Annotated in this window: 28 protein-coding genes; 3 read left to right on the forward strand and 25 right to left on the reverse strand. The window is 62.6% G+C overall.

Features of this window, described 5'->3' with window-relative positions; all coding sequences use genetic code 11:
• From BM019_RS11070 to BM019_RS11135, 13 genes are all read right to left on the reverse strand, one after another.
• The coding region (locus BM019_RS11070; RefSeq protein ID WP_139217367.1) for a helix-turn-helix domain-containing protein at positions 1-281 on the reverse strand (281 nt) is incomplete at its 3' end.
• 179 nt (positions 282-460) lie between these two features.
• Complete coding sequence (locus tag BM019_RS11075) at positions 461-1,078, reverse strand: dihydrofolate reductase family protein (protein WP_092418255.1); 618 nt, start codon at positions 1,076-1,078, stop codon at positions 461-463.
• Between the two features lie 192 nt (positions 1,079-1,270).
• Positions 1,271-1,555, reverse strand: coding sequence for a DUF3077 domain-containing protein (locus BM019_RS11080; protein ID WP_092418256.1), 285 nt, complete (start codon positions 1,553-1,555; stop codon positions 1,271-1,273).
• A gap of 664 nt (positions 1,556-2,219) precedes the next feature.
• Positions 2,220-3,047 (reverse strand): formyl transferase, encoded by an 828-nt coding sequence (locus tag BM019_RS11090; RefSeq protein WP_092418257.1) that lies wholly within the window; start codon positions 3,045-3,047, stop codon positions 2,220-2,222.
• A gap of 409 nt (positions 3,048-3,456) precedes the next feature.
• Positions 3,457-3,741, reverse strand: a complete 285-nt coding sequence (locus tag BM019_RS11095) for a DUF3077 domain-containing protein (RefSeq protein ID WP_092418258.1) — start codon at positions 3,739-3,741, stop codon at positions 3,457-3,459.
• A 239-nt stretch (positions 3,742-3,980) separates the two neighbouring features.
• Complete coding sequence (locus tag BM019_RS11100; protein ID WP_092418259.1) at positions 3,981-4,391, reverse strand: hypothetical protein; 411 nt, start codon at positions 4,389-4,391, stop codon at positions 3,981-3,983.
• 28 nt (positions 4,392-4,419) lie between these two features.
• Complete coding sequence (locus BM019_RS11105) at positions 4,420-4,809, reverse strand: hypothetical protein (RefSeq protein ID WP_092418260.1); 390 nt, start codon at positions 4,807-4,809, stop codon at positions 4,420-4,422.
• Complete coding sequence (locus tag BM019_RS11110) at positions 4,806-6,266, reverse strand: PAAR domain-containing protein (RefSeq protein ID WP_092418261.1); 1,461 nt, start codon at positions 6,264-6,266, stop codon at positions 4,806-4,808. Before BM019_RS11110 ends, BM019_RS11105 begins: the two co-directional genes overlap by 4 nt.
• 188 nt (positions 6,267-6,454) lie before the next feature.
• Positions 6,455-6,694: a pyocin S6 family toxin immunity protein gene (locus tag BM019_RS11115; RefSeq protein ID WP_092418574.1), complete on the reverse strand. Its 240-nt coding sequence runs from the start codon at positions 6,692-6,694 to the stop codon at positions 6,455-6,457.
• A 70-nt stretch (positions 6,695-6,764) separates the two neighbouring features.
• Positions 6,765-7,016 carry a pyocin S6 family toxin immunity protein gene (locus tag BM019_RS11120; RefSeq protein WP_092418262.1) on the reverse strand — a complete coding sequence of 84 codons (252 nt, stop codon included), beginning with the start codon at positions 7,014-7,016 and terminating at the stop codon, positions 6,765-6,767.
• A gap of 161 nt (positions 7,017-7,177) precedes the next feature.
• A complete protein-coding gene (locus BM019_RS11125) occupies positions 7,178-7,681 on the reverse strand; it encodes an RES family NAD+ phosphorylase (RefSeq protein ID WP_009043530.1) in 504 nt (167 codons plus the stop codon).
• The gene (locus tag BM019_RS11130) at positions 7,681-8,277 is read right to left on the reverse strand and encodes a type II RES/Xre toxin-antitoxin system antitoxin (RefSeq protein WP_092418263.1); all 597 of its coding nucleotides are present in this window, start codon (positions 8,275-8,277) and stop codon (positions 7,681-7,683) included. The genes BM019_RS11125 and BM019_RS11130 overlap by 1 nt, the downstream gene beginning before the upstream one ends.
• 126 nt (positions 8,278-8,403) lie before the next feature.
• Entirely contained in the window at positions 8,404-8,718 is a 315-nt protein-coding gene (locus BM019_RS11135; RefSeq protein ID WP_092418264.1) for a hypothetical protein, read from the reverse strand.
• Positions 8,719-8,942: 224 nt separating this feature from the next.
• Here BM019_RS11135 and BM019_RS11140 point away from each other — a divergent pair, with 224 nt between their 5' ends.
• Positions 8,943-9,776 carry a DeoR/GlpR family DNA-binding transcription regulator gene (locus BM019_RS11140; protein WP_037004675.1) on the forward strand — a complete coding sequence of 278 codons (834 nt, stop codon included), beginning with the start codon at positions 8,943-8,945 and terminating at the stop codon, positions 9,774-9,776.
• A gap of 21 nt (positions 9,777-9,797) precedes the next feature.
• Here BM019_RS11140 and BM019_RS11145 read toward each other — a convergent pair whose 3' ends face one another.
• The 6 genes from BM019_RS11145 to ltnD form a co-directional block, all read right to left on the reverse strand.
• On the reverse strand, positions 9,798-10,211 hold the full coding sequence (locus BM019_RS11145; RefSeq protein WP_009043526.1) for a hypothetical protein: 414 nt from the start codon (positions 10,209-10,211) through the stop codon (positions 9,798-9,800).
• Between the two features lie 165 nt (positions 10,212-10,376).
• Complete coding sequence (gene otnI / locus BM019_RS11150; protein WP_092418265.1) at positions 10,377-11,159, reverse strand: 2-oxo-tetronate isomerase; 783 nt, start codon at positions 11,157-11,159, stop codon at positions 10,377-10,379.
• A 19-nt stretch (positions 11,160-11,178) separates the two neighbouring features.
• Positions 11,179-12,645 carry a GntT/GntP/DsdX family permease gene (locus BM019_RS11155; RefSeq protein ID WP_092418266.1) on the reverse strand — a complete coding sequence of 489 codons (1,467 nt, stop codon included), beginning with the start codon at positions 12,643-12,645 and terminating at the stop codon, positions 11,179-11,181.
• A 192-nt stretch (positions 12,646-12,837) separates the two neighbouring features.
• Positions 12,838-13,488, reverse strand: a complete 651-nt coding sequence (locus BM019_RS11160) for a 3-oxo-tetronate 4-phosphate decarboxylase (RefSeq protein WP_085531187.1) — start codon at positions 13,486-13,488, stop codon at positions 12,838-12,840.
• Positions 13,485-14,777, reverse strand: coding sequence for a 3-oxo-tetronate kinase (otnK, locus tag BM019_RS11165; protein WP_092418267.1), 1,293 nt, complete (start codon positions 14,775-14,777; stop codon positions 13,485-13,487). The genes BM019_RS11160 and otnK overlap by 4 nt, the downstream gene beginning before the upstream one ends.
• Before the next feature lie 10 nt (positions 14,778-14,787).
• The gene (gene ltnD / locus BM019_RS11170; RefSeq protein ID WP_275668615.1) at positions 14,788-15,873 is read right to left on the reverse strand and encodes an L-threonate dehydrogenase; all 1,086 of its coding nucleotides are present in this window, start codon (positions 15,871-15,873) and stop codon (positions 14,788-14,790) included.
• Between the two features lie 300 nt (positions 15,874-16,173).
• On the opposite strand from ltnD, the gene BM019_RS11175 reads away from it, so the two are divergent.
• Positions 16,174-16,527, forward strand: a complete 354-nt coding sequence (locus BM019_RS11175) for a hypothetical protein (RefSeq protein ID WP_007931870.1) — start codon at positions 16,174-16,176, stop codon at positions 16,525-16,527.
• A gap of 52 nt (positions 16,528-16,579) precedes the next feature.
• Here the strand turns inward: BM019_RS11175 and BM019_RS11180 are convergent, their stop codons facing one another.
• The 4 genes from BM019_RS11180 to BM019_RS11195 all read right to left on the reverse strand — a co-directional run bounded on the left by BM019_RS11180 (position 16,580) and on the right by BM019_RS11195 (position 19,484).
• Complete coding sequence (locus tag BM019_RS11180; RefSeq protein WP_092418269.1) at positions 16,580-17,617, reverse strand: DUF2157 domain-containing protein; 1,038 nt, start codon at positions 17,615-17,617, stop codon at positions 16,580-16,582.
• Positions 17,614-18,603, reverse strand: coding sequence for a DUF2157 domain-containing protein (locus BM019_RS11185; RefSeq protein WP_007931873.1), 990 nt, complete (start codon positions 18,601-18,603; stop codon positions 17,614-17,616). Before BM019_RS11185 ends, BM019_RS11180 begins: the two co-directional genes overlap by 4 nt.
• A 221-nt stretch (positions 18,604-18,824) precedes the next feature.
• On the reverse strand, positions 18,825-19,097 hold the full coding sequence (locus BM019_RS11190; protein WP_007931876.1) for a DUF4242 domain-containing protein: 273 nt from the start codon (positions 19,095-19,097) through the stop codon (positions 18,825-18,827).
• A gap of 108 nt (positions 19,098-19,205) precedes the next feature.
• The gene (locus tag BM019_RS11195) at positions 19,206-19,484 is read right to left on the reverse strand and encodes a DUF3303 domain-containing protein (protein ID WP_007931878.1); all 279 of its coding nucleotides are present in this window, start codon (positions 19,482-19,484) and stop codon (positions 19,206-19,208) included.
• Positions 19,485-19,825: 341 nt separating this feature from the next.
• Between BM019_RS11195 and BM019_RS11200 the strand changes: the two genes are divergently transcribed.
• Positions 19,826-20,311 carry an adenosine-specific kinase gene (locus BM019_RS11200; protein ID WP_007931881.1) on the forward strand — a complete coding sequence of 162 codons (486 nt, stop codon included), beginning with the start codon at positions 19,826-19,828 and terminating at the stop codon, positions 20,309-20,311.
• A 33-nt stretch (positions 20,312-20,344) separates the two neighbouring features.
• Here the strand turns inward: BM019_RS11200 and BM019_RS11205 are convergent, their stop codons facing one another.
• Both BM019_RS11205 and thpR read right to left on the reverse strand, forming a co-directional pair.
• On the reverse strand, positions 20,345-20,536 hold the full coding sequence (locus BM019_RS11205; protein ID WP_007931882.1) for a hypothetical protein: 192 nt from the start codon (positions 20,534-20,536) through the stop codon (positions 20,345-20,347).
• A gap of 89 nt (positions 20,537-20,625) precedes the next feature.
• Positions 20,626-21,171 (reverse strand): RNA 2',3'-cyclic phosphodiesterase, encoded by a 546-nt coding sequence (gene thpR / locus BM019_RS11210; RefSeq protein WP_092418270.1) that lies wholly within the window; start codon positions 21,169-21,171, stop codon positions 20,626-20,628.
• Positions 21,172-21,211: the final 40 nt, after the last annotated feature.

The following is a 21,211-nucleotide window of genomic DNA, read 5'->3' on the forward strand; positions in this document are numbered from 1 at the left end:
GTAGAGGCTGCTCGCCCTAGCAGCGCGGCCATGGAACGGATCGAGTTACCTGCCACCACTGCACGCGAAATCTCTTCGCGCTCAGCCAACGTCAGAGCCAATCTGGACCTGCGGCGTACAGCGGGTCTGATACCGCCTGTTTCCGCCAAGATGCGCTGTATCGATGAATGGTTTCGATCAAATAGTTGGGCTATGTGCTGGAGAGAGTCGCCTTTCTGCCAGTGATCCCACATCAGTTTTTTCTGGCTTTCGGTGTAATAGATCCGAGGTCTCTGCTTCATCTGCAACACTCCTTCTGCTTACACAGAATTTAGTTGTGTTGCATCGACCGGTTGAATCCACAGCCGTTAGCGGTCATTCACAATCGCCCCCGTTTTTGCCCCGAGGCCAACGCCCTGAAACTCCAGAGAAAACTACCCGCCCGAAGCGCAGGGTTCCAACACCGTCACGGTCTTTCCTACTATTCAAACGTCCCTGTACGCACCTCACCACTGCGAACATAGTGGGCAATCAACACCCCACCAGAAGTACTCATCGAGTTCACCAAAGTGAAGGCTGATGCTTGTGCCTGATCGTCGAACAACCGCTTGCCGCCCCCCAATACGATGGGATGGATCATCAGCCGAAGCTCATCCACCAACCCGGCGGCCAGCAGTTGGCGCACTAGATCGCCGCTGCCTTGGGTCAGCAGGTGGGCGCCGCCCTGCTGTTTGAGGGCCTGTATGGCATCGGCAAGGTTTCCTTGCAGCGCATGGCTGTTGTGCCAATCAAGCGTATTGGGGCGGTGGGTGGCCACATGCTTGGGCACGCGGTTGAACAGGTCGGCGATGGCGCTGTTGCTTGAACCGGCCTGTATGTGCGGCCAATACCCGGCGAATATGTCGTAGGTGCGGCGCCCCAGCAGCAAATCGAACGGTTGCGAGAACAGCTCCTGCATGGCCTGGCCAAAGGCTTCGTCGGCGTAGGGTACGACCCAGCCACCGAAGCGGAATTCGCCGCTGGTATCTTCTTCAGGCCCGCCGGGCGCCTGGATAACGCCATCCAGGCTCATGAAAGCGGCAACGATAAGCTTGCGCATGGTCTTCTCCTGGTTCGTCCGCGTAAAGGTTCTCAGGTTGGGAGCGCCGACGGTCATTGCGACTCATTGGCTTCGTTCCCTGAAAGATAGTCGAACCAGACTCCGGGAAATCGACAGTGCGATGCGGGGTAACCACCATAAAAAACGCCGCTTCCCTGCCACCCAGAAACGGCGCTCTGCAACATCCCTCCACTAAACCTTCAGCTCCTCCCCTTCCCTCAAACCCAGCCCCACATCATCGATCACCGCCTTGCCCATCTCCGCCAGAAAGTGCGCGGCCCAGGCGTAACGTTCGCCCTGCTTTTCCATGGCCGCATCCAGGGCGAGTTTCTTGGCGTAGTACAGCAGGGTCGAAGCGTGTTCCAGGGCTTGGGGCAGAGGCACGTCGGCGTTGACGCGAAACAGGGTTTGCTCGCCGTCGCCGCAAGGGCCGAAGGTGACGAAGCCGAGGGTTTTGACCGGGGTGGAGGTGCTCATAGTGCACCTCCTTTTACCCCGTTGAAGCGACCACGATTGGCGGCGGTTTTGATAGCGCACATGATTGAAACTCCCATATCAAAGTGAGAGCTGCCACGTTCGCGACCAAACGAATGGGTGGCAGCCGTGCGCGGATTGGTCGACCGGAGATACAGGAACCCGGCAGGGCCGAAGCCCTTCCACGCACAGCCGCCATTGCACGGAAATGCGAGCGCAAAAAAAGCGCCTGCAATCGTCAAGGGGGCGCTGTTGCGCCTGTATCAAGTCGGGCGACCAAACCCGATCGCTGAGTTAGCAGCGACGATCAAAGGCTAGTCTCGGGCTCTATACAGGGCAACGACAAAGGCGTGGCAGTTTATGTCTAACCCCATCGTCTTGGAAATATCTGGAGTGCGGTAACTCAGTGCGGGCTGCGCTCTGCGCGGGGTATCGAGGAGGCGGCCTATCCGGCCATGGTCGCAACTGGAAACACAGTCATGCAGCCGCTCACGCGAGACTGTCAGATTCAACTCTGGAAAAACACCAGATCAATGCCTCGCCAGCCCGGTGAACCTCTTCCTTCCACCGGTCATGGCATGGGGACCAGCGCTCTGGCGTGCCTCTCGTGACCGGATGTTGGAGGCAAACAGCACGCTACCTCTGGACGCCTGGCGCCGTTCAACGCTCAAAGCGTGCGCGTGCGCAACGGAAATCCGTACGACTCGAAAAGATCCCAGACGTCCTCGCGATCGAAGAGCCGCCACCCCAGTGTGGTGAAGCGCATCAGGTCATCTTCGCTGGGAAAGGAGTAGTAGGCGCCTGCAGATGGATCCTGAGGCGCCCCCGTCATGGGCTCGCCGCGCTCCAGGCGTCTGATTGCGTCCAGGATGAGGCTCGCGCCTGGTTGATAAAGTGCAAGGATGTGCCACAGCAAGGAGCGCTCCTTTTCGACCGCCACCCGCGCCGTCTCAATGATGCGCCCCACATCAATGCCGGGACTGTCTATCCAATGGAGCGTACAGCCGATCTCCGGGTCACCATTGAGCAGCGCCCGGAACGTCGCGAGAACGCCTCGATAGTGAGGCAAGAGGCCAGAGTGAAGGTTGAGGACGCCGCGTGACGGAATGACCAACGCTTCATTGGAGAGGATTTGACCAAAGCGGATTGAGACAAACAGATCCGCTCCCGCCTCCTGCAGCATTTGCAGGCCCACCGGGTCCCTCAAGCTGGGCAATACCCGCACAGGAACCCCAAAGCGTTGCTGCAGTTCTGCAAAACCGAATCGATGCCCGCTGCCGACCTGGTCGCTCGATCCGCTCAACCCCGGAGCCAAGGCATTGAAGAGGTCCTGCTCGATCAATGCGAGTTGCCCGAGCATGCGGGGTACCTTGCTGCCCGTTCCCACTCTCTCCGAGAGGAAGATCCCCACTGTGCTCTCGTGAATCTCGGGCAACAGGAAGTTGAGCGTGAGGTTGCTCTCCACATCTCGGTTCACCAAAAAAGCGATACGCAACTTCAGACCTCCAACAGACCGACCTTGAGAGGCAGCGACGGTCAATTCAACCCAAGCGGATCGAACCCATTCCCATTGCTTTTCCACGACGCAAGGACGGGAAGCCCGATCTGCTCAATCAATTTCGGCATCAGACCTAGCATAGTTGCTCTTTGTCATCGCTACGTCCCCGGGCAGCTCCCGACCGATTCGGCGCCCCAGCAGCAAATCGAACGGCTGTGAGAACAGCTTCTGGATGGCCTGCCCGAAGGGAACGCCGACGGTCATTGCGATCCATCGGCTTCATTCCCTGAAAGATAGTCGAACCAGACTCCGGGAAATCGAGAGTGCGGTGCCGGGGTGACCGCCCTAAAAAACGCCGTTTCCCTGCCACCCAGAAACGGCGCCCTACCCGACATCTCCCTACCTGTTAAACCTGTAATACCTCCTCTTCCCTCAGCCCCAACCCCACATCATCGATCACCGCCTTGCCCATCTCCGCCAGAAAGTGCGCGGCCCAGGCGTAACGTTCGCCCTGCTCTTCCATGGCGGCATCGAGGGCGAGTTTCTTGGCGTAGTACAGCAGGGTCGAAGCGTGTTCCAAGGCCTGGTGCAGAGGTACGTCGGCGTTGACGCGGAACAGGGTTTGATCGCCGTCGCCGCAAAGACCGAAGGTGACGAAGCCGAGGGTTTTGATCGGGGTGAAGGTGCTCATAGCGCACCTCCGTTTGCTCTTAGGAAGCAGACGTAATTGAGCAGGAAAAGGAGATTAGAAAAGCCGCGATCTGCGGACGACTTGTCGGCGCACATGATTGAACTCCATATCGATGCGCCTGTATCAAAACGGGTTACCAAGCCCGATCACTGCGTTTGCAGCGACGATCAAAGGCTAGCTCTAGGCTCGATACGGGGCAACGACAAAGGCGTGGCAGTTTATGTCCGAACCTCGGGGCCTTAAAGTCCGCCTTTTTTTACATAGATCCAACACATAACCATTACTCCGCCGACCAAAAAACCACCCACGGCCAACGCAATATTCACGATATGCAACAGGATCAGCTTGCGCTTCAGGGGCGATGGAAAAGCGTCCAAGTCCGCCTGGCTGACTCCGCCGTGACGAAGATAGATTCCGGGAAATGTCATGATTCCCGCAATCGACGCCGTAAGCATGACTGTCCCCCACGGCCCGACGTGCATAAGAAACCTTCTTTGCTGTATTGCTTGGCAATTCTCAAGATGGCCCAGCATTTCCTCCATACGTGAATACCCGACATACAGAAAAACACCCATCAGGGCAAAGGCACCAACAAGTATTCCGGCAAATGTGAATGCAAGCACAACTGCCGCCAGGTTAAGCAGGCCCAATTGAAAACCTCATAAATAACGCCACTTATCACGGCCTGATCAACTTCAGAACAATAAACTCAACTATTAGACAGACCAGGAATACTAACTGCATGTTAAACATTGCAATCAGTCTCCGCTTGAGCGGCTCAGGAAAATTATCTACATCACCAGCATCCATCATCCCCTTTCTAATTTGATAGTTAGAGTATGCCAAGGCACCCGAAATCATCCCAACCATTAAAAAGCGCCCCCAAGCCCCCATATAAAGGTAATACCTTTGGTTATTTACTACTTTGCAGTTTTTTACATACCCCAAAATCTCATCCATTCGGGTGAAGCTCAGATAGAAATACACCCCTGCAGTAACTCCCCCACCCAAAAACGTGGCCACACCCAAAAAGGTAAGCACGTACTCCGCCGTACTTAACTTACTCATTGCCCGACCTCATAAATATTTTCTCCGAGGAGTTCTCCGAAGGCGCCTCCACCCTTCCCTGCCAAATAGCTCCCCGCTCCAACCACCACCAAGCCACAGACAACACCGCCCATCCCCCCTGTAGGAACAGCAACTGCAGCACAGATGGAAGTCATAGCCTGGGTTAAAACCGGGCTGGCGATTGCCCCTCCGAACACCCCACCAACAAAACTCCCCACCTCAGTAAACTTCACCTTCTCGCAAACCTCTTTATTCCCCGCAGAACAAACATCCTGAACCTTCACATAAGACGCGCCACCGCCCAAAGCCGTGCCAATCCACCCCCCATACTTGAGCACCTTGGAAGCCTTCGACACGCCCTCGATATGCGTGGCGTAACCCGGTATCTGCCCCACCGCGCCCGCTTTGGTCCAATGATGAACCAAGCTGCGGCTGGAAATTCCCAGGGCGGTTTTCAGGTCGGGGTGGTCGGGAAAGGCGATGCTCATTTTCGTGATGGCGGTGAGGTTTGCGTCCAGCCGGGCGAGTAGCGTCCGCCGTTCGGCGAAGAACTGGACGCTGCGTAGATGCCCATCCCGCAGGAAGTAGGTTTGGTGGAGGGATTCGATGGCCTGCAAGGTTCTTTTAATGCCGTCCAGATGATTGCCGGCGGCAGCGGTCGCGACCCCAAGGTTGGTTGAGCCATAAGACAGAACGGACTCGATCTGCTGCCGGTACTGGACCATAAAGGCCGCCTCCTCGGCCGTGAGGGTGTCCAACGCGGCGCTGACCTTTTGCGCTGCGTCCATCAGCAGTGCTTCTTCACGGCTGCACTGTTGGTTTTCAGAATGGCTGAGGACCACCATCTGGCCGGGTTTGGCGGTGTCCGTCAGTTGGGGGTTGAGCCGACGAAACTTCTCCAGGAGGGCCGCGTCGGGCCGACCGAAAAGCACCACTTCGAGGGCTGCACGGCTTATCGGGGACTGAACGATATAAAAGCCCGGCTCTACGCCTTGTTGCGACAACCGGGCGGGCGCTGACAGCGCCGTTTCGCTGATGGGCGCCAGCCCCTTTACCTGATCGCGCGGCAGCGAATCTGCGAATTGGTTTTGCGAATATCCCCGCCTGATCGCTTCGGCCCATTGCTGGGTGTTCGCCACAACTTGCGGCACCAAGGCGGCGGGAACAGGAACCGGTGGCTGATTATCCGAGAGGACAGAAGATTGAGTGGCGACAAGACGGTTAGAACCTACAGGGCAGCCACACTGAACGGCGCCCCCTTCTACCGCGATAGCCTGTTGGTTATCCAGCCATGTGTTATGGCCCTCCGCGATATACCCCACCGACTGGCACACCGGGCACCACACTGGGTCGGTGATGCGTGCAACTTTGCGGTACTCAACGATGGTCGTTGATGAACCTGCGATAACCTTTCCACCGGTCGTGGTCGGGTCTCCTTCCCTGATGACATAGGCCATGAGTACATCCTGAGTGTCTGAAAAATTCAGGCACCGACCCTATCAATGCAGAAAAGTCGTAAATATCAGAGCTTTCCCAAACCTCCGTACTAAAAGTCCTTATGCACCGCAGGGGGCGAATAAGAACGATCAGAACCTCCTGTTTCGCTCTTCAACGGGTCAGCAAGGGACACGGATGATGGGTGGAGCTACGCCACCACACCAATAAACATATCGAGGTGACCGGGTAAGGACTCTTTAATGGCTGCGGCTATCTGTCTGACCTGCTCCTTGGTGAGCGGCAACTCGCCACCAGCTTCGGCTGCCAAGCTCTGCCAACCCAATATTTCCATTACGGTCTGCTCACATTCAGATGAGACTTTCAGCTTGTACTGCAATGAGTCGTCGTTAGCTTCGTCAGGTAGAAAACCAGTGATGCGCAAGTACATAAAACTCCTCTTCATTTGAGTGTGGTTCTTCCCTGCGCAGAGCGCCCTACTCATAAACGTTCCTGAGCTATCACCTCAACATTGATGCCTCAACACCAATAAACATATCAAGGTCGTCAGGTAAGACTTCGTTGATGGCCGTTGCTATCTGCCTGACCTGCTCCTTGGTGAGCAGTAGCTCACCATCGGCTTCAGTTGCCAAGCTCCGCCAGCCCAATATTCCCATTACAGCCTGTTCAAACTCAGACGAGACGTCCAACTCGTACTGCAATGAACTGTCGTTAGCTTCATCAGGTAGAAAGCCAGTGATGCATAGGCACATAAAAACTCCTTTTCAGCAGGCCGTGTCCGCTTCCACATCGTCCATAAAAAAAGCCCCCATCAAGATGGGGGCAAGTTTGGTTGCAGTTGGCAACGGAACGTTACGCTAAGTGGCTACGGCCGGGGTGTAGGAAGATTCTGAAATTGCTCGGTGCTGCTGCGCTACACGACACGCTCCGGCGGACTCAACCGCCCATCCAGCGCAAAGCGCTCCTGCAACACCAGCTCATACAACCCGGTGGCCAGCAAGGGGTTGATCAGCAGGTTCCAGCTATGGCGCGACACGCTGGAGGGGATCAGCACAAAGGGATGCTGTTCCAGCAGGCTGGCGCCGAAGGCTTGTTGGCTGTGGCTGGGGGTTCCGGGGATCAGCCAGTTGGGGTTGGGGATGTCTTCGGGGCGGACGGTGTGGACCCGCGATGGGTCCAGCACCCGGGCCGCGGTCAGGGTGTGGGGCAGGCAGTCGAGGGCCTTGAAGCCCTTGTGCACCGCCACTTCCAGGATCGCGGTCGAGGCGTCCAGGCTGGCGTACACCACTTGCACCCCCTTGGGGTTCCAGCGCCCGCCGCTGCCTTCGGCGCCAATGCCGCTGTTCCAGGTCGAGGCATGCCGGGCCTGGTCGAGGCGCCAGAAATGCAAGGCCGGGGCCAGGGGGTCGGTGAGCATCAGTAGACCCCGAACTCGAGCCGGTGCAGAAAGTCCGTCACCAGTTCATAGCCCACCGGGTTGGCCAGCAGGTCGATCGGGACTTCGCCATCCAGGCCCAGCGCCGGCTGGGTCATCCAGTCTTCGGCCAGCGCCCGGGAGCCCAGCACCGCCTCGGCCTTTTCCAGCACTTGCGCGTAGTGCAAGGCGCGGGCGCTCTGTTCGGGGGTCAGGGCCTGGTCCTGGTTCTTCAGGCGCCGCGCCAGGGTGCGCTCGGAAAACCCGACGATCTTCGCCAGCACGTTGTAGCGCTTGAAGGCCTCGACCGACTCCACCAGCTCGATCACCGCACCCAGGGAGAATCCCAGCTGGGTGGCCCTGAACACCGCCATCGGGTCATCGGCGTCAGTGCCCGGCAGCAGCCCGCGCACCATGGGCGAAGGCAGCGCATAGACCGCCGCCTCTTCGCGCAGCAGGTTGGCCTTGGGGCCGCGGATGCGGCTGGCGGAGGGCTTGCGCGGTTCGACCTTGGCGATGGCCTTGGGCACACTGCCCTTGGCCTTCTCAGCCTCGGCCGAAGGTTTCACGGTGGCGGTATTCTTGGCGGCGGCGGTCATGATCATCTCCCGGCCTGATGACAGATGGCATTAACTTTAATGCCATTTGGCAAAAGAAAGAACCGCCAGCTTACCAACGGTCGTCAGGCCCCGGTGACGCTTCGCCGGCATGAGCCACGGCGCGGCTCAGCGCTGCGCCCGCTCCAGCGCCCGTTCGATATCCTCGGTAGCAACCGCAGTGCCCTCCAGCCACAGGCTGTTGTCGGCCAGGCGAATGCTCAGGCGGAGCGCCTCATGCTCTCCGGGGTACTTGCGCAACAGCAGCTCCACCGCCGCCGTCGATGGCGAGCAGGACACCAGGTCCCACGGCCCGCCACTCAGGTCCAGCACGACCCGGCCATCGCGAGCATCCACCACCCTGGGTGCGTACACCCAGTGGCTCATGCGCATTTCATGGGGCTCGACGCTGATCGTCAGGTGTTCATAACGCTTGGGGTCCATGACCGCTCCTTGGTAACTGCTCGCCGGTCGATGCTCCATAGCCGTCACGCGCAATGCAGGAATATCGCGTCATCGTTCATCGCGCGCAAGCTGCGCTCCTGCAGAAGCAGAGCCACACGCTCGTACAGGGGGACGATCCGTTGCGTGCTTCTCGTTCCCGCCCCGCGGATTCGCTACTATGTCCGCCAGTTACCTGCCTTCTGCCCAGCCACTGCGGAGCCTCAATGCCCAACCCCAAGGACATCGCCAGCGATAGCGGCGCCCCGATGATTCCCGAGCAGCGTCGCGAGCTGATCCTGCGCCAGTTGCGCAAGCACCAGGTGTTGAGCGTGCATCAGTTGATGGAGATGTTCGACTGCTCGCACATGACCGTGCGCCGCGATATCGCGCTGCTGGAGCAGGAAGGCCGGGCCTATTCGGTGACTGGCGGGGTGCGTATCGCCAGCCAGCTGCACAGCGAGCCGAGCCACCAGACCAAGGCGGTGGTCGAGCTGCCGCAGAAGCAGGCCATGGCCCGGCTGGCAGCGCGTTTGCTGCACGCGGACATGACGGTGTACCTGGACGCCGGCACCAGCACCCTGGAGATCGTGCCGTACATCAAGGCGCTGTCGGGCATGACCGTGGTGACCAATGACTTCGGCATCGTCCAGGCGCTGATGGAGGCGCCGCAGGTGACGGTGATCCACACCGGCGGCCAGCTCGACCACGACAACCACTCCTGCGTCGGCGGGCTGGCGGTGGCGACCCTGCGTCAGGTGGTGACCGACATCGCCTTCATGTCCACCAGTTCCTGGGACCTGCGCCGCGGCATCACCACGCCGTCGGCGTTGAAGGTCGAGGTCAAGCAGGTGGCGATGCAGTCGGCGTCCCAGGTGGTGCTGGTGGCCAGCAGTTCGAAGTACGGCACCTTCAGCATGTACCGCATCGCCGGGCTTGAGCAGTTCGACGTGATCATCAGCGACGACGACCTGGCCCAGGCCGCGGCGGACGGGATTCGCAAGCAAGGGGTGGAATTGCTGCTGCCGTCCGACTCGCAAGCGGTTGCAGCGAAAGACTGACAACCGCTGCGCGGGTGCCGCTCACTGGTGCTGCTTTCTGAACCACAGCACGCAGGCGATATCCCGCAGGTCTTCGCTCAAGCCGTCGAGGGCGACCCGGGTGGTGCGGCGAATGCGCCGCAGCCACTCCACCACCGCGCACAGGCTGGCGAAAAAGAACAGCAGCACGAACAGTTGCCGCAGGCCGAAGCCCTGGTCCAGCCCCTGGGCGCGGAAGTGGTTCCACAGCCAGAGGCCGCAGGCGGCGCTCAGCACCACCAGCAGCACGCTGGCGATATTGATCCACTGACCAAGAATGGTGGTGCGCCGGGCGCGGCGGTATTCGCGCTCGATGCGCTCCAGGGTCACGGTGGGGATCTGTTCCCAATGCAGATCGTGCGGACGACAAGGCGCGTCGTCCAGGCCCGACTGATCGACGAATATCGACTTTTCCATGCTCCCCGCTCCCATTGATGGCACCAGTGATGGCCCTGGCGACAGGGAGCCAATGTACCCGCAGCTGGAGAGCGAAGGCCGACACCTCCAGAAATGTTCAGATTCGCGCAGAATCACGGCTAGCGGGCGGCACGCACTGACCAGCGCCACCGCCCTGCCCGCCCCTCAGAAGGCTTTCCAGTCCCGCAGCCATTGCAACCCGGCCGAGGTATCGCCGCGCGGTCGATACTCGCAACCGACCCAGCCGTCGTAGCCCAGCTGGTCCATCAGCGCAAACAGGTAGGGGTAGTTCAACTCGCCCAGGTCCGGCTCGTGGCGGTCCGGCACGCCGGCGATCTGGATATGGCCGATGCCGGCGAAGTCGCGACGCAGCTTGGTCGCCAGGTCGCCCTCGACGATCTGGCAGTGGTAGCAGTCGAACTGCACCTTGAGGTTGCTCGCGCCGACTTCCTTGCAGATCGCCTGGGCCTGGTCCTGGCGGTTGAGGAAGAAGCCCGGCATGTCGCGGGTGTTGATCGGCTCCAGCAGCACCGTGACCCCGGCCTTGGCCGCCTGGGCGGTGGCGTAGGCCAGGTTCTCCAGGTACACCGCGTGATGGCGTTCGCGCAGGTCTTCCGAGGGCAGCAGGCCGGCCATTACATGAATCCGCGAATTGCCCAGCACCGCGGCGTATTCCAGGGCGCGCTCGAAGCCGGCGCGGAACTCCGCCTCGCGCCCCGGCAGGGTCACGGTGCCCCGCTCGCCCGCCGCCCAGTCGCCGGGCGGCGCGTTGAACAGGGCCTGGACCAGGCCGTTGTCGCTCAGGCGCTGCTTGAGCTCCTGGGGGCTGTAGTCGTAGGGGAACAGGTATTCCACCGCTTCGAAACCGTCGGCCGCCGCGGCGGCGAAACGCTCGAGAAACCCGTGTTGCGGGTAGAGCATGCTTAGGTTGGCAGCAAAACGAGGCATGTTGGCTCCTAAAAACGGCTCAGACAAAAGGCCAGATCAGCAAGGTAATACAGAAACCCAGGGTGCCGAGCAAGGTAGTGATCACGGTCCAGGTGCGCAGGCCGTCGGCGACGTTGAGCCCGGCGAGCTTGGTGAAGATCCAGTAGCCGGCGTCGTTGATATGCGACATCGCCAGCCCGCCACCGCCCATGGCCAGGCACAGCAGCGCCATGTGGTTGGGGGTCAGGTTCAGGGTGGCGATCAGCGGGCTGATGATCCCGGCGGTGGTCACCAGGGCCACGGTGGTCGACCCCTGTACCGCGCGCAGCAGCATGGTCAGCAAGAAGCCCAGGGCCAGCACCGGCAGGCCGGTGGTGCGCAGCAGGTCGGAGACCACCGCGCCGATCCCGGTGTCCACCAACACCTTGCCAAACACCCCGCCGGCCCCGGCGATCAGGATCACCATGGCCACGCCCGGCAAGGCCGAGCCGATCACGTCCGACACCTGGTTGCGGCTCCAGCCACGGCGCGAACCCAGCAGCCAGGCGCACAGCAAGGTATCGATCAGCAGCGCCACCAGCGGCGCGCCGAGCACGGTCATCACTCCACGCAGGGTGGATTCGGCCGGCAGCAGCGAAGTGGCCAGGGTGCCCAGCAGGATCAGCACGATCGGCAGCAGGATCAGGCTGACGATCAGGCCGAAACCCGGCGCGGGCGCCGGTGGCAGCTTGGCGACTATGGCGCTGGTGGATTCTTCCAGGCCCATGTGGGACGCCGCCACCGCCGCCTGTTGCGGGTTCTGCTCATGGCCGTTGCCGTTGGTCCAGGCCTGCAGGTCCTCGTTGGTCACGTGGGGGCCATAGACTTCGGCGCGGATGTCATCGGTCATCGGGTAGAAGCGCCGGGTCATGCGCCCGGCCACGCGGTAGCCGACGTAGCACAGGAAAGCGGTGATCGGCAGGCCGAACATCAGCACCCGGCCCAGGTCGGCGCCCAGCTGGCTGGCCGCGGCCACGGCGCCCGGATGGGGCGGCAGGAACGCATGCACGGTGAGCAGCGCCGCGCACATCGGCAAGGCGAACACCAGCAGCGGCTTGCGCGCCCGGCGAGCGACGCCATAGGCCAGCGGCATAAGGATGATCACCCCCACTTCGAAGAACACCGGCACGCCGATGATGAACCCGGCGATGGTCAGCGCCAGCGGCGTGCGGCGGTTGCCGAAACGCTCGATCAGGGTCTTGGCCAGCGCCTCGGCGCCGCCGGACAGCTCGATGATCCGCCCGATCATGGCGCCGAGGGCGATGATGATCGCGATATGGCCGAGGGTCTTGCCCATGCCGCCTTCGATGGTCGCCACCAGGTCGGCCGGTTTCACCCCGGCCACCAGCGCCACCAGGATGCTCACCAGCATCAGCGCGACAAAGGGTTGGAACTTGTACTTGAGCACCAAAAACAGCAGCAGCGCGATGCCCGCGCCGGCCGTCAACATCAGGATAAGCGGGCTCATTGCGCGGCCCCTCCCTCATAAGAGAAAGAAGCGCCGGTGAAGCCAAAACAGCTGCAGTCAGGGAACGTCATGCGGGGATGTCCTGTTGTTATTGTTTTTTCAGGCAAGCCGGGGCCGTCGAGAGCCTGACGACGGCTCCCGGGCAATGCTTGCAATGTCGGTTTACAGTTTCGAGTTGCAGCGGCGCGCTACCTACCAGTGCGCGCCGAAGGTCTCGCGCAGCTCATCCAGGGCTGCCTGATCCAGCGGCGCCGGCTTGGGATTGCTCATCAGCCAGAGTCGCGCGGTTTCTTCCAGTTCTTCCAGGGCGTAGCTGGCCTTGGCCACCGAGCTTTCCCAGACCACCGGCCCCAGGCGTTCGAGCATCACCCCGCGCACGCTGTTGGCCAGTTGCGCCACCTGCTCGGCGACCTTGGGCGAACCCGGGCGCTGGTAGCCGATCAGCGGGATGTGCCCGACCTTCATCACCTGGTACGGCGTCAGCGGCGGCAGGATGTCGTCCGGCCGCCATACCCCGGCCAGGGTCAGCGCCACCAGGTGGGTGGAATGGGTGTGCACCACGCCGCCGACGCCCGGGTTGCGGTCATAGACCTGGCGATGCAGGGCCAGGGTCTTGGACGGCTTGTCGCCGGACACCCACTCCCCCGCCAGGTTGACCTTGGCGATGGCCGCCGGATCGAGGCGGCCGAGGCAGACGTCGGTCGGGGTAATCAGCCAGCCGTCGTCGAGGCGCGCGCTGATGTTACCGGCGCTGCCCACGGTGTAGCCGCGCTGGTAGAGGCTGCGGCCGACGTCGCAGATCTCTTCGCGCAGGGCCTGTTCCTTATTCGCCGCGGCGCTCATTGGCCACCTCCGGCCAGTTGCCTGAGGGCCTTGGCGAAGAAGTCGCGGCTGCCGAAGTTGCCGGACTTCAAGGCCAGCGCCAACGGCTCGGCGGAAGCGCTGAGCGTGGCCGGCACGCCCGGGTCGATCTGCGCGCCGATCTGCAACAGGTTGACCCCCAGCGCCTTGACCACCGCGCCAGAGGTTTCGCCACCGGCAATCACAAAACGGCGCACGCCGTTCTGGCGCAGGCCCGCGGCGATCTCGCCCAGGGCGTTCTCCACCAGCGCGCCGGCGCGTTCGACGCCAAGCTGCTGTTGCACCGCCTTGACCTCGGCCGGGGTGCTGGTGGCGTAGATCAGTACGGTTTCGTCACTGTCGCGGGCAAAGGCCAGGGCGTTCTCCACCACCGGCTCGCCGGCGGCCAGGGCCATGGGGTCGATGCGCAGGGCCGGACGGTCGGCCTCCAGCCAGGCCGCGACCTGGCCGATGGTGGCCACCGAGGCGCTGCCGGCCAGCACCACTTCGCCACCTTCGACCGTCGGCAGCGACGCCGCGTCGAAGTCGCGCAGTTTGCCGGCGCGGCGGAAGTTGCCCGGCAGGCCCAGGGCCAGGCCGGAACCGCCGGTGAGCAGCGGCAGGTCGGCGCAGGCGCTGCCCAGGGTATAGAGGTCCTGGTCGGACAGCGCATCGGCGATGGCCATGCCGACGCCCTGCGCGCGCAGTTCGGCGATTTTCGCCCGCACCGCCTCGACGCCCCCGGCGATGCTGTCGTAGCGCAGCAGGCCGACTTTCAATTGGGTCTGGGCCTGCAGCACGCGCACCAGGTTGGCATCGGTCATCGGCGTCAGCGGGTGATGCTGCATGCCCGACTCGCTGAGCAACTGGTCCTGGACGAACAGGTGGCCACGGAAAATGGTCCGGCCGTTTTCCGGGAACGCCGGGCACGCCAGGGTGAAATCACTGTTCAGGGCCTTAAGCAGGGCCTCGCTGACCTGGCCGATATTGCCGGCGGCGGTGGAATCGAAGGTCGAGCAGTACTTGAAGAAGATCTGCTCGCAGCCCTGTTCGCGCAGCCAGCCGAGGGCGGCGAGGGATTCCTCGACCGCCTCCTTGACCGGCGTGGTGCGCGACTTGAGGGCGATGACGATGGCGTCGGCATCCAGCCCGGCCGCGACTTCGCGGCTGGGGATACCGATGCTTTGCACCGTGCGCATGCCGCCGCGCACCAGCATGTTGGCAAGGTCAGTGGCGCCGGTGAAATCGTCGGCGATGCAGCCCAGCAACGGGCGTGCGGTGGAATGGGTCATGGAGCGTTCCTCAGACAGGCTCGGGCTTGGCGGTCGGCAGGTCGATGCCCGGGAAAATCTTGATCACCGCCGAGTCGTCCTCACGGCCGAAACCGGCGCTGGAGGCCTGCATGAACATCTGGTGCGCGGTGGCCGACAGCGGCAGCGGGAATTTGCTGGCGCGGGCGGTATCCAGCACCAGGCCCAGGTCCTTGACGAAGATGTCCACCGCCGATAGTGGCGTGTAGTCGGCCTTGAGGATGTGCGGCACGCGGTTCTCGAACATCCAGGAGTTGCCGGCGCTATGGGTGATCACTTCGTACAGGGCGTCGGCGTCCACCCCTTCGCGCAGGCCCAGGGCCATGGCTTCGGCGGACGCGGCAATGTGCACCCCGGCCAGCAGCTGGTTGATGATCTTGACCTTGGAGCCCAGGCCGTGGGCGTCGCCCAGGCGATAGACTTTGCCCGCCATGCCGGCAAGGATCGCTTCGGCCTTGGCGTAGGCCGCAGCCGGGCCGGAGGTCATCATGGTCATCTCGCCGGCGGCGGCCTTGGCCGCGCCGCCGGAGATCGGCGCGTCGAGGTACAGCAGGCCCTGCTCGGCCAGGCGCTCGCCCAGCTCCACGGCGTAGGTCGGCGCCACGGTGGCGCAACCGATCACCAGGCTGCCGGCACCCAACGCCGCCACGGCGCCCTCTCCACCGAACAGCACGGTTTCGGTCTGCTCGGCGTTGACCACCACTGTGATGATCACATCGCAGGCCTCGGCCATCCGCGCCGCCGATGCGCAGGCCACTCCGCCTTCGCTGGCGAACTGTTGGGTGACCGCTTCACGCACGTCACAGGCATGCACCTTGAAACCCGCGCGCAGCAGCGAGCGGGCAATGCCCAGGCCCATCGCGCCCAGGCCGACAACACCGACATTCTTGTTATTCATGGGGTACTCCAGGGAAGACAGCGGCTTGCTCCACGCCGGCAAGGCGCGGGCGGCGGGCCGCGGGGTAAAGGGCAGCACGGGCGGCGGGGGCGACAGGGTCGCCTGGCGGGTGAATCGAGACCGTGTCGGACATCGAGGGGCCGTCCTGTGATTTGTTGTTATCAGGTGTGGCCTGATCATCCATCAATGAACGGATTATGTGAAGTATTTTTTAATACCTAACATTTATTAACATTGCCGAACATGGACGCCGGACAGCTCGTGACAGCCTTGCAGCCCGCGCAGAATCAAACGGACGAGCGGTAGCCCATTGCGACCAGCGAACTGATCTGCGTCAACCAGGCGTCTACACTCGAGACCGATGCTGTTAGGCGCAACATCACCGATCAGTGGTACCGCCCTTCATCGCCCCCTCATTGACGGTGGACACGGGACGGCGCTGTATGGTCAATCCGCAATGCTTGAACAAGGATATTCAACATGGCAAAGATCAATGTATTGGCTGGTGATTTTCTACAAGGGAATGGCGAGTACCGACAGGGCGTCTTCAAGCTGCCGACCGTGACCAACCCCTCCCCGGGCGTCGAGGTCAAAGCTTCCGCATTCAAACACCTGGAAATCGCGACACAGGACAGCATCACCAACAGGGACGCCATTGGCTACGGCATCGCCGGGGCCATGCTGCTGGGTCCGGTGGGTGCGCTTGCGGGCTACCTGATAGCCGGCAAGGAAACCGAGGTGACCTTCATCGGCACCTTCAAGGATGGCCGCAAACTGCTGGCGGCCACGGACAGCGAAACCTACCGGGATATCGAAAAACGACTGACAGCCTAGGGTCCGTCGCCTGCCCATGCCCGCAACTTCGGGCATGGGCTTCTCCCCTTCCCTACACCGATTCCGCTTCGCCCGGCCCAGCCCGGCGTTGCTGGCGCTTGCCTTCCAGCCAGATCACCAGCCCCAGCAGGCTGCCACCAGCAATCAGCAGGCTGACGAACCAGCCCAGGGTGTCCGCCAGTTGGGTGAAGAACAGCGTGTACAGCTGGATGATGAAGAAGGTCGCGCCATAGCCCACCAGCATGGAAAAGCGCAAGCGAATGCCCAGTGCCAGCAAGCCCAGGCTGAACGCTGCCCACAGCCCATTGAACAGCACCAGTTCGCCGGCCTCGGCCAGGTGCCACGGACCGTCGATCAGGTCGTAGCTGCCGAACAGCGACAGCAGCCACAACGACATCTGGGCCATGAACAGCCCGGCAGAAATCCACACCTTGGCAAAGCCGCGATAACGGGCCAGCCTCGAGGCCTCGCCCCACAGATGGACAAAGCCGAACAGCACCATGGCCAGGGCCGCGCCGAGGAAACGCAGCGGGTAGTTCATGCCGAACCAGTAGGCGCCCCACCCCGACTCATAACCGCTGCGCCCGCCGAACCAGATGAAGAACAGCACGCTGCACAGGGTCAGCAGCAAGGCGTTGTTCAGCACATAACTGAGCGCCAGCAACAGCAGCAGGTCCACCAGCAACAGCGCCGGCCAGTTGCCCGAGCCGTCGGAGTAGATCATGCCCAGCACCAGGCTCAGGCCGATCAGGGCAAACCCGCCGAGCAACTCCAGGGTCGCGCCGAGCAGCTTCAGCTGCTTGCCCAGCAGCCAGCGCCCGGCGACGAACAAGCCGACCATCAACAGGCCGAGGCCGCCCGCCAGTTTCGGCAAGGTGAACGTCAGGTGTTCATGCAGCAGGATCAGCAAGCCCGCCGCCAGGCTGATGGCGCCGAAGGTCAGGAACCAGCGCCCCAGGGAACGCCAGTCCCAGCGGGTCTGCGGATACAGCTCGGCGATCCGCGCGTGGGCCTGGGTGTCGATCAGGCCGTCGCGCAGCCATTGGTCCAGGGCGTTGTGCACCTGGCGATTACGGCGATCCGGGTTCATTGGCCAGCCTCCCCGGCGCGCAGCGCGGTGCGTTCGAACAACCAGCCCAGGAGCATGCCGAGGGCGCCGGCCACGGCAAAAAACACCGCGGCGCTCAGCTGTTCCCAGGCGTACTCATAAAAGCGCGTGTACAGGTCGATGCCGAGGAACACCACGCCAAAACCGGTGAAGCTGGGGTGCTTGAAGCGCGCGCCGAGTACCAATTGGACGATGGCGCCCAAGGTGAACAACAGGGTCCAGGTCAGGGTCTGGCGGTAAGCTTCCTCCAGGCTGAGGAACCACAGCGAACAGTTGAAGTACAACAATCCGAAGATCACATACAACCGCCCAAAGCCACTGAACCGGCGCAAGGCGTGATCCTCGGCGCGCTGGTGCCAGAGCCCCAGGAGCGCGGTCAGCGCGGCGATCACGGCCATGGAGCGCGGGTCCTGGATGCCGAAATAGTAAGTGCCGGAACCGCCATACCACTCCCACGAACCCAGGCCGTGGAAGACGCAGAGCAGGCCCAGCAGCAGCGGCCAGCGCAGGCGATAGCCATAGGCGGTGGCGATGCTCAGGGCGGCGGTGACCAGCAGCGCCAGGGGCAGGTTGCCGAAGTCGCCGGTCTCGCTGTCGGAGCTGCCCAGCAACAGGCTCGCGCCCATCAGGATCAGGCCGATGGTCAGGATCGCCACCCCGGTGACCGGCATGCGCCGCGCCGGGTCGCGGGCCAGGCGCGCGCCGATCAGCCATAGCCCGACACCGGCGGCGAAAAACAGCACCGCCCCCACCAGCACCGACTCGGCCAGCAGGCCAATGCCGCCCAGCACCGCCATGCCGATCAGCAACACCGCACCGATGCCCAGCCATTGCAGGACCGTGGACAAGCGGTGTTCGGGACGTTCGTACAGGGCGCCGAGCCGCTGCTGCGCCTCGGCATCGATCAGGCCACGGTGGCGCCAGTCGGCGATTTCGTGGAGCAACATCTGCTGGGTGGTTTTTCTCATGGCGCTCTTGGTTCAAGGTGTGGACATCGGCCGCAAACCGGCCGTCGACTCTGCAGCATAGCCGAGCCTGTGCCTGGCAAGACGCCCCGCGACGCTAACGCGGCACGCCGCGCCCATGAAAAAGGCCGCCCCGAGGGCGGCCTTGTTTTCCTGCCAGCGACATCACCTCGCCCTGGAGTAAGGGGACGCCGAGCCAGGCGCACACATGTCACCGCAAGGCCCTACTCCGCGGTCGTCGGATCGATGATCGAGGTCACCCGCGATACCCGGTCCGCCGGAAAACCGCCTAGCCTGGCGTGCTCCCTGACGAGTTCCTCGTCCGGGGAGATATAGACACAATAGATCTTGTCGCCCGTGACGTAGCTATGCAGCCACTGCACTTGCGACCCCAGCTCACTGATAACCTTGCAGGATTTTTGCGAGATCTGTTGCAGATCCTGCGGCGTAAGCGCCCCGGCTTCCGGCATCTCGCGCTCGATGACGAACTTCGGCATGACAACCTCCACTTCGTGAATGGCCGGGGCACGCCGACAAACAGCGTTACCCCGTATATTGGCCGAGGCAGACAGCCCTCGGCGGATCGCCAACGGTCTGCTTGCCCGTTACCTGCCAAGCGCTGCCGCCAATAGCGGCGCGGCCTGTTCATCGGTCAACGCCGGGTGCACTTCCATGCGCAGCAGGTCGCTCCACTCAAGCACCCATTTCTGCATCAGCGCGAGATCGCTGGTTTCCGCGATCCCAAACCCCGTCATGCCGCCGACGGCATGCCAGCGTCCCAGCATGCTCACCCCTGCGGGTGGCGCCCCACCCGTCTTGAGAAATCGCTCGATCGCACTGTTACGACGTTCGGGGCTGATTGACCAACTGACAATGAATAACATCTGCCACCTCCTGCGAAACGGGCGCCCGTTGTTCGTTGCGTGCGCCAGGCAGGCACCGTGACCACGACCACGCATCGGTATCGCCCCGCCTCTCGGCCGGCCCGAAACCATTGCCCCCTAGGGAAGGCATAGCAGCCTGCCGCTGCCGACGCATGACCGCCGATCCTGTTTCCCGGACACTCCTGCCCCAAGCGCGAACGAGCGAAGCCGCGACCAATGAATAGCTATGCTTGATCTGTTGCTGGAAGCAATCCCGCCGCCGTGCTAACGGGCTGCGCCGGGCATCCCCTCTCCGTCAACGCCCCCCAGCGCCGCGCAACACCGGCAAGGAGCGGTTCGAGATGCAACTGATCAGCGTGAACATCGACAAGCCGGAAGCCACCAACTTCATTTTCGGCCAGACCCACTTCATCAAGTCCGTCGAGGACATCCACGAAGCCCTGGTCGCCAGCGTGCCGAACATCGCCTTTGGCCTGGCCTTTTGCGAAGCCTCCGGCCAATGCCTGGTGCGCTGGTCCGGCAGCGATCCGACGATGATCGCGCTGGCGCAAAAGAACGCCCAGGCGATCGCCGCCGGCCACAGCTTTATCGTGTTTCTCGGCGACGGTTTTTATCCGTTGAACGTGCTCAACACCCTGAAGATGGTGCCTGAGGTGTGCCGCATCTTCTGCGCGACCGCCAACCCGAGCCAGGTGATTCTCGCTGAAACGGCGCAGGGCCGGGCGGTGCTGGGGGTGGTGGATGGCTTCTGCGCCAAGGGCCTGGAAGGCGACGACGACATCCTGTGGCGCAAGAACCTGCTACGGCAGATCGGCTACAAACAGTGAGGGTCGCGCAAGATTGCCCTCCGCGCCGACCGGCTACTCGGACGGCGTGGTCCGGCAACTCTTGCGCTGACGGATCTCCTGCTCCGAAGGGCGCTCCTTGACGAACTCGAAGCGCGGCTCGCCCTCGTTGTAAGTGACCAGCCAGCCCCAGTCCAGCTCGGACTCATCCTGGCCCGGTTTCGGCGGCGCGGCCCACCACGGCTCTTTGCTGACGATCTGGCGCATGCCCTCCTCCTATTGATTCGGCCTCATCAACTATAACGTGCAGGCCCTGAGGCACGCGGATTTCGGCTGACCGGCGGCTGCCCCGAGCGTCACCGCGCCAGCGCCCATTCGGCCAGCGGCCGATAACGGCCCTTATGCGACTCGTACAGGGCGAAGTGCCGGGCACTCAGCTGAAAATCCGCAGGGGTCTGGGACTCGGGAACTGGCGCCCGAAAGTCGCGCATCAAGGTCAAGTGTGGGCGAAACTCCCGCGGCGAATCGACCAACCCAAGGGGTAGCAGCGCTTCCTGCAAGGCATACACCAGCTGACGCAACGCCAGCGGCGCCTGTGCCGGCGCCAGCAACAAGACCCCGGCCCGGCGCCAGACCTCCAGGCGGTCGAGCGGGACGTGCAGCGGCTCACCGGGCGTTCGCACGCTCGCCGCCGCGGCGCAGATCCGCGGAATCTGCGCCACGGCGACCGAGCCCAGGAACATCAGGGTCAAATGAAAGTTTTCCGCCGGCACCGGCCGGCCGCTCCTGAGCCCCAGGGCGCTGCGCCACTGGCCAATGGCCCGGCGTTGGGCGGCGGTGCAGGGCAAGGCGAAGAACAGCCGCTTGAACGGCTCGCCCTGCTCGCGGGACTCATCATGCATGCCCTGTCCTCCCCATTCGGTTCGGGCGAAGTACTGTCTG

It is taken from the genome of Pseudomonas sp. NFPP07 (assembly GCF_900115645.1).
In the GTDB taxonomy this organism is placed as follows: domain Bacteria; phylum Pseudomonadota; class Gammaproteobacteria; order Pseudomonadales; family Pseudomonadaceae; genus Aquipseudomonas; species Aquipseudomonas chlororaphis.

What these genes read in the sequence shown, in the direction of transcription:
- BM019_RS11075 (WP_092418255.1), bottom strand. Translation starts at nt 1,078, where the DNA reads ATGCGCAAGCTTATCGTTGCCGCTTTCATGAGCCTGGATGGCGTTATC.
- BM019_RS11080 (WP_092418256.1), bottom strand. Translation starts at nt 1,555, where the DNA reads ATGAGCACCTCCACCCCGGTCAAAACCCTCGGCTTCGTCACCTTCGGC.
- BM019_RS11095 (WP_092418258.1), bottom strand. Translation starts at nt 3,741, where the DNA reads ATGAGCACCTTCACCCCGATCAAAACCCTCGGCTTCGTCACCTTCGGT.
- BM019_RS11105 (WP_092418260.1), bottom strand. Translation starts at nt 4,809, where the DNA reads ATGAGTAAGTTAAGTACGGCGGAGTACGTGCTTACCTTTTTGGGTGTG.
- BM019_RS11110 (WP_092418261.1), bottom strand. Translation starts at nt 6,266, where the DNA reads ATGGCCTATGTCATCAGGGAAGGAGACCCGACCACGACCGGTGGAAAG.
- BM019_RS11115 (WP_092418574.1), bottom strand. Translation starts at nt 6,694, where the DNA reads ATGTACTTGCGCATCACTGGTTTTCTACCTGACGAAGCTAACGACGAC.
- BM019_RS11120 (WP_092418262.1), bottom strand. Translation starts at nt 7,016, where the DNA reads ATGTGCCTATGCATCACTGGCTTTCTACCTGATGAAGCTAACGACAGT.
- BM019_RS11125 (WP_009043530.1), bottom strand. Translation starts at nt 7,681, where the DNA reads ATGCTCACCGACCCCCTGGCCCCGGCCTTGCATTTCTGGCGCCTCGAC.
- BM019_RS11130 (WP_092418263.1), bottom strand. Translation starts at nt 8,277, where the DNA reads ATGACCGCCGCCGCCAAGAATACCGCCACCGTGAAACCTTCGGCCGAG.
- BM019_RS11135 (WP_092418264.1), bottom strand. Translation starts at nt 8,718, where the DNA reads ATGGACCCCAAGCGTTATGAACACCTGACGATCAGCGTCGAGCCCCAT.
- BM019_RS11140 (WP_037004675.1), top strand. Translation starts at nt 8,943, where the DNA reads ATGCCCAACCCCAAGGACATCGCCAGCGATAGCGGCGCCCCGATGATT.
- BM019_RS11145 (WP_009043526.1), bottom strand. Translation starts at nt 10,211, where the DNA reads ATGGAAAAGTCGATATTCGTCGATCAGTCGGGCCTGGACGACGCGCCT.
- otnI (WP_092418265.1), bottom strand. Translation starts at nt 11,159, where the DNA reads ATGCCTCGTTTTGCTGCCAACCTAAGCATGCTCTACCCGCAACACGGG.
- BM019_RS11155 (WP_092418266.1), bottom strand. Translation starts at nt 12,645, where the DNA reads ATGAGCCCGCTTATCCTGATGTTGACGGCCGGCGCGGGCATCGCGCTG.
- BM019_RS11160 (WP_085531187.1), bottom strand. Translation starts at nt 13,488, where the DNA reads ATGAGCGCCGCGGCGAATAAGGAACAGGCCCTGCGCGAAGAGATCTGC.
- otnK (WP_092418267.1), bottom strand. Translation starts at nt 14,777, where the DNA reads ATGACCCATTCCACCGCACGCCCGTTGCTGGGCTGCATCGCCGACGAT.
- ltnD (WP_275668615.1), bottom strand. Translation starts at nt 15,873, where the DNA reads ATGATCAGGCCACACCTGATAACAACAAATCACAGGACGGCCCCTCGA.
- BM019_RS11175 (WP_007931870.1), top strand. Translation starts at nt 16,174, where the DNA reads ATGGCAAAGATCAATGTATTGGCTGGTGATTTTCTACAAGGGAATGGC.
- BM019_RS11180 (WP_092418269.1), bottom strand. Translation starts at nt 17,617, where the DNA reads ATGAACCCGGATCGCCGTAATCGCCAGGTGCACAACGCCCTGGACCAA.
- BM019_RS11185 (WP_007931873.1), bottom strand. Translation starts at nt 18,603, where the DNA reads ATGAGAAAAACCACCCAGCAGATGTTGCTCCACGAAATCGCCGACTGG.
- BM019_RS11190 (WP_007931876.1), bottom strand. Translation starts at nt 19,097, where the DNA reads ATGCCGAAGTTCGTCATCGAGCGCGAGATGCCGGAAGCCGGGGCGCTT.
- BM019_RS11195 (WP_007931878.1), bottom strand. Translation starts at nt 19,484, where the DNA reads ATGTTATTCATTGTCAGTTGGTCAATCAGCCCCGAACGTCGTAACAGT.
- BM019_RS11200 (WP_007931881.1), top strand. Translation starts at nt 19,826, where the DNA reads ATGCAACTGATCAGCGTGAACATCGACAAGCCGGAAGCCACCAACTTC.
- BM019_RS11205 (WP_007931882.1), bottom strand. Translation starts at nt 20,536, where the DNA reads ATGCGCCAGATCGTCAGCAAAGAGCCGTGGTGGGCCGCGCCGCCGAAA.
- thpR (WP_092418270.1), bottom strand. Translation starts at nt 21,171, where the DNA reads ATGCATGATGAGTCCCGCGAGCAGGGCGAGCCGTTCAAGCGGCTGTTC.